The sequence below is a fragment of the Sphingopyxis sp. genome (genome assembly GCF_036402335.1).
Taxonomy (GTDB): domain Bacteria; phylum Pseudomonadota; class Alphaproteobacteria; order Sphingomonadales; family Sphingomonadaceae; genus Sphingopyxis.
Genome location: NZ_DASWTD010000064.1, coordinates 1 through 5,049, shown reverse-complemented (window position 1 = coordinate 5,049; position 5,049 = coordinate 1). Strand labels below are relative to the sequence as shown.

Genomic DNA, 5,049 nt, shown 5'->3' with positions numbered 1-5,049 from the left:
GACGGCCCAGCAGACGCGGGATTATAACGAAGGCTCTGAATCCTTTTACGACAATGATACCTGGGGCGTCACTGGCGAGCTCAACTGGGCGCTGGGTCCGGTCACCATGACCTATCTTGGCAGCTACCGCGAGTTCAACCGGCACGAACAGGGGCCGCAGGATCTGTCGCCCTTCTTCCCCACGGCCCAGCGCGGTGTGTTCGAAGGCCATTATTGGCAGAACTCGCAGGAATTGCGCTTCGCCTATGATGACGGCGGTGCCTTCACCGGCCAGGTCGGCGGTTATTATTTCAAGGAAAAGTCGGGCATTGGTGCGTTCATCATCGATCCGCCCATGGTGATCTTCCCGGTGGGAACGCCCGCAGGCGTGATCCGCTACGGTTTCCCGCAGGACCCGACGATTTCGGAATCGAAGGGCGTGTTCGGCCAGTTCACCTATGAGCTGGTCCCCGCCCTGAAATTCACCGGCGGCATCCGCTATTCGCACGACCTCAAGTCGCGTGTCGGCCAGACGATCCTCGAATATCCCGCTCCGATCGGCATCCTTCCGCTACAGCAGAATGATGCGCGCCGGACTTTCAGCAAAGTGACGTGGCGCGCGGGGCTGGACTATGATCTCGGCAACACATTGCTCTATGCGTCGGTTTCGACGGGCTACAAGGCGGGCGGCTTCAACGATGGTTGCGAGATCGGAACGGGGACCGGCTGTTCGCTGCCCGCCGAAGCGCTCTATTACGACCCCGAAACGATCACCGCCTATGAAGCAGGCATCAAGGGGCGCTTTGCCGATGGCGCGCTGCGGCTGAACGGTTCGCTGTTCCATTATGACTATAAGGGAATGCAGCTCAGCTATTCATCGACCATCTGCGGCGGTCCCTGTCAGGTCACGACCAACGCCGGTGCGGCGAAGGTCGATGGTGTCGAACTGGAGGCCGTGCTGGCACCGCATCCGGCGCATCGTTTCGATATCTCGCTCAACTGGCTGAAGGCGCGTTATACGTCGTTTCGCCCGGTTCCGACGATCGATTATGCGGGCGTCCGCCTCGACCGCTCGCCGACCATTACGGCTTCGGCGGGTTATACCTTCACCCAGGAACTCGGCGGAGGCAGCCATCTCGAGTTCGGTGCGCGCGTTCGCGTCAGCGACTCCTACCTGCTGTCCGACGTCGCGGTTCCGGTGGTGTTCCGCAACCCGAGCTATCACAAGACCGACCTGACGCTGACCTACAGGGCGCCCGACGATCGTTTCTTCGTGCAGGGGTTCGTCAAGAATCTCGAGAATGTGATCACCCTGCAGGGGGCCTCGGCGCAATATAGCAGTTCCGCCTATCTTGCCGATCCGCGCACCTATGGCGTCCGTGCGGGGGTGAAGTTCTAAGGCACACAGACAGGCAGACAGCGCAGTTGGAGAGAAGAAGCATGAGAATATTTGCCGCCGCCGCACTGTTTGCCGCCGCCGTCCCCGCGGCCGCCGCGCAGGACGCGCCCGTCGCCACGGTTACGGGCGGAAACGTCCGCGGCGTGACGGCGGAAGGCGTCGACACGTTCAAGGGCATTCCTTTTGCTGCTCCCCCGGTCGGGCCGCTCCGCTGGCGGGCGCCCCGGCCGGTTCTTCCTTGGGCAGGCGTTCGCGACGCGACCGCTTTTGGGCATGACTGCATGCAATTGCCGTTCCCGAGCGATGCTGCGCCCCTCGGCACCGCGCCCTCGGAAGACTGCCTGACCGTCAACGTCTGGGCGCCGGCCGGCGCCAAGGGCAAGCAATTGCCCGTCCTGTTCTGGATCTACGGCGGCGGCTTCGTGAACGGCGGCGCGTCGCCGGCGGTGTACGACGGCGCGGCCTTTGCGCGGGAGGGCGTCGTCTTCGTCAGCTTCAATTACCGCGTCGGGCGTTTCGGCTTCTTCGCGCATCCCGCGCTGTCGGCGGCGGGCGAGGGACCGGTCGGCAACTGGGGACTGATGGACCAGCAGGCGGCACTGCGCTGGACGCGCGACAATATTGCGGCCTTCGGCGGCGACCCTGACCGCGTGACGATCATGGGCGAGTCCGCGGGCGGCATGTCGGTGCTCAGCCTGCTCGGGGCACCCGCCGCGCGCGGCCTGTTCCGCGGCGCCATCGTCATGTCGGGCGGCGGACGCACTGCCAGCCAGCAGCGCGAGATAGCGCGCGATTTGCCGGGGGCGCCCTCGGCCGAAACGATCGGCCTCAATTTCGCCCGGAGCGTCGGGATCGAGGGGGGCGATGCGGCCGCACTGGCCGCCCTGCGCGCACTGCCCGCCGACCGGATCGTGTCGGGCCTCAACCTCGCCAGCCTTTTTGCTCCACCATCGGGCCCGCCTACATATTCGGGACCGATTACCGACGGCGTGACGCTGACCGGCAGCGTCGAGACGATGTTCGATCGCGGCGAACAGGCGCCGGTGCCGGTGATGGTCGGTGCGACGAGCGCCGACATCGGCTTTGTGCCCGCGGCGACGAAGGACGAGATCTTCGCGAGTTTCGGCGCAAATGCCGCGAAAGCCAAGGCGATCTATGATCCCGAGGGGAATGCGGCCTTTTTCGATGTGATGATGAAGGTCGGCGGCGACCGGTTCATGATCGAACCCGCGCGCTATGTCGCCGGACGCGTCGCTGCTGCCGGACAGCCCGCCTATCACTACCGCTTTTCCTATGTCGCCGGGACGGCGCGCGCCGGGGCAAAGGGCGCGGCGCATGCCAGCGACATACCCTATTTCCTCGATACCGTGGCAACCAAATACGGACCGGAAACAACCGCCGACGACCGCGCGATGGCGCGGTCGATCAACCGCTTCGTCGCCAATTTCGTCAAAACCGGAAATCCGAGCGGGCCGGGCCTGCCCGAATGGCCCGGTTTCAGCCCCGGCGAGGTGATGGATTTCACCGCCGAGGGCGTTGCGCGATCGGGCGAAGACCCCTGGTCGGCCCGTCTCGACCTCGCCGGTCCGGGTAAGAACTGACGGCGCCGGCAGGCGACGGGCGCACGATGGTTACGGCGGCGTAATCCGCGGCCCATGCTTCGGTAATCCGGCGGTCGATATGCCTGCCGCGCCATGCGAAAAGATGCGCGCCCGCCGGTATCGAGATCCGAACTCGACGAGCGCACGTGCCGGCTGATCTGCCCGATTGCGGCCGCGATGGTGGGCGTCTGCCTCACCGGAATCGGCATATTGCAGGTCACGATCAGCGTTGCGCGGCGCACCACGCTCGCCGACGATTTGCTGTCGGTCGACGCGCTGCTGTTTCTCACAGCGATGCTGTCGTCCTATTTCGCTTTGCGGCTGAATTCGTCGAGACGGCTTCACCGGCTCGAACAAGCCGCCGACGCCAGCTTCATTGCCGGCATGCTGCTGATGACGATTGCCTGCTTCGTCATCACCTACGCCGTCCATATCTAGGGGGCCGGACCTTGGGGGAGGCGATCGCTGGCGGCGATCGGCAGCGTCAGCCGGACGAGCAGCCCGTGCGGGTGGCAGGTTTCGAGGCGCATGGTACCGCCGTGCAGATGGGCGATCGTTTCGACGAGCGAAAGGCCGAGCCCGGCGCCGGTTCCGCCGCGCGCGGGGTCGAGACGGACGAAGCGTTGCACGGCTTCGGCGATCTGGCTTTCGGTCAGTCCCGGTCCATCGTCCGCAACCGCAAGGCTGACGGCCCCACTTCCCGTTTCGCGCGCCTCGATCCGGATCGTCGACCCCCCTGCGGCATATTTGAGGGCGTTGTCGACGAGGTTCGACAGCGCCCGCATTAGCAGATCGCGGTGCGCGCGAATGCGCAGCTCCGCCGACGCGTCGACGACGATCGCGAACCCGCGATCCTCGGCGAGGGGGCCATAGACCTCCGCCATGTCCTCGAGCAGCGGATGCAGCAGAAAATCGGTGAACTGATCGCGGCCGATACCGGCCTCGGTACGGCTGATCTCGAGCGCGGTGTCGAGCAGGCGGTGCAGCGCGTCGGCTTCCTCGATCGCCGCGCCGATCGCGGCGCGCGCTTCGGCATCGTGCGTACGCCCGAGCCCCTGTTCGAGGCGTGCCTTCATGCGCGACACGGGCGAGCGCAGATCGTGCGCCATCGAATCGGTCACCATACGCAGTTCGCGCACCAGTCCCGCGATGCGGCCGAACATCGCATTGATCGAGACCGCCAGCCGGTCGAAGGCGTCGCCGGTGTCGTCGCGCTCGACGCGCGTGTCGAGGCGGCCGCCGACAAATGCCTTCGCCGCATTCGAGAAGGCGTCGATCCGGCGCGCCAGTATCCACGCGACAAAGGCCGCCATCAACCCGGCGATCAGGATGCCGACGGCGAGCGCATAGAGAAAGGCCGTCTCGCTGGCATCGGCAAGCTGGCGCTGCGCTTCGAGGATTTCGCCGGTCAGCAGCGCCTCGCCGCCCGGAAGCTTCGTCGTCACGACGCCCATCGGCTTCGCTGCGGCGGCGCCTTCGCCATACAACCAGACTTGCTGCCACGCTGCGCTTTCGGCGACGGTCGACGGCCATATACGCATATTGCCCGCGATCCGCCGCCCGTCCGGTCCCTTCAGCAACACGACGAAGTTGCGGTCGTCCCGCGCTTTCAGGCGATAGTCGATTTCCCGGGCAAGGCCCTGCAAGCCCCGCTGCCGATATTCGTCGACGAGATTGTCGCGTGCGACCTCGGCCGCGGTGCGGGCGTCGGCAAGGATCGTGGCCGCGGTGAAACGGTGAATCACCGTCAGGCCGAGCGCGAGCGCCGCGACCTGCGCGAGCACCAGCATGAGGGTCAGGCGGACGATCGTACTGTTGAATTTTCCGCGCCCCATGCGACCTAATCCGGGTTGCCGAGCATATAACCCGCGCCGCGAATGGTGTGGACGAGCGGTTTGTCGAATCCGTCGTCGACCTTTCGGCGCAGGCGGCTGACATGGACGTCGACGACGTTGGTGCCGGGATCGAAATGATATTCCCACACGCCTTCCAGCATCATCGTCCGGGTCACGACCCGATCCTTGTGGCGCAGCAGATATTCGAGCAGCCGGAACTCGCGCGGCTGCAGCT

General features: G+C 65.5%; 5 protein-coding genes. 3 read left to right on the top strand and 2 right to left on the bottom strand.

Annotated elements, in window-relative coordinates:
- From VGD20_RS01995 to VGD20_RS01985, 3 genes are all read left to right on the top strand, one after another.
- On the top strand, positions 1-1,378 hold a 1,378-nt coding region (locus VGD20_RS01995), incomplete at its 5' end, for a TonB-dependent receptor (RefSeq protein WP_331132853.1).
- Positions 1,379-1,419: 41 nt separating this feature from the next.
- Positions 1,420-2,979, top strand: a complete 1,560-nt coding sequence (locus tag VGD20_RS01990; protein WP_331132852.1) for a carboxylesterase/lipase family protein — start codon at positions 1,420-1,422, stop codon at positions 2,977-2,979.
- Positions 2,980-3,072: 93 nt separating this feature from the next.
- Positions 3,073-3,417: a hypothetical protein gene (locus VGD20_RS01985; RefSeq protein ID WP_331132851.1), complete on the top strand. Its 345-nt coding sequence runs from the start codon at positions 3,073-3,075 to the stop codon at positions 3,415-3,417.
- On the opposite strand, the gene VGD20_RS01980 is transcribed toward VGD20_RS01985, so the two are convergent.
- Together VGD20_RS01980 and VGD20_RS01975 are read right to left on the bottom strand one after the other, a co-directional pair.
- The gene (locus VGD20_RS01980; protein ID WP_331132850.1) at positions 3,414-4,814 is read right to left on the bottom strand and encodes a HAMP domain-containing sensor histidine kinase; all 1,401 of its coding nucleotides are present in this window, start codon (positions 4,812-4,814) and stop codon (positions 3,414-3,416) included. The two genes, VGD20_RS01985 and VGD20_RS01980, sit on opposite strands and share 4 nt — an antisense overlap.
- Positions 4,815-4,819: 5 nt before the next feature.
- Positions 4,820-5,049, bottom strand: a 230-nt coding sequence (locus VGD20_RS01975) for a helix-turn-helix domain-containing protein (protein WP_331132849.1), incomplete at its 5' end; no start/stop codon positions are given.

What these genes read in the sequence shown, in the direction of transcription:
- VGD20_RS01990 (WP_331132852.1), top strand. Translation starts at nt 1,420, where the DNA reads ATGAGAATATTTGCCGCCGCCGCACTGTTTGCCGCCGCCGTCCCCGCG.
- VGD20_RS01985 (WP_331132851.1), top strand. Translation starts at nt 3,073, where the DNA reads ATGCGAAAAGATGCGCGCCCGCCGGTATCGAGATCCGAACTCGACGAG.
- VGD20_RS01980 (WP_331132850.1), bottom strand. Translation starts at nt 4,814, where the DNA reads ATGGGGCGCGGAAAATTCAACAGTACGATCGTCCGCCTGACCCTCATG.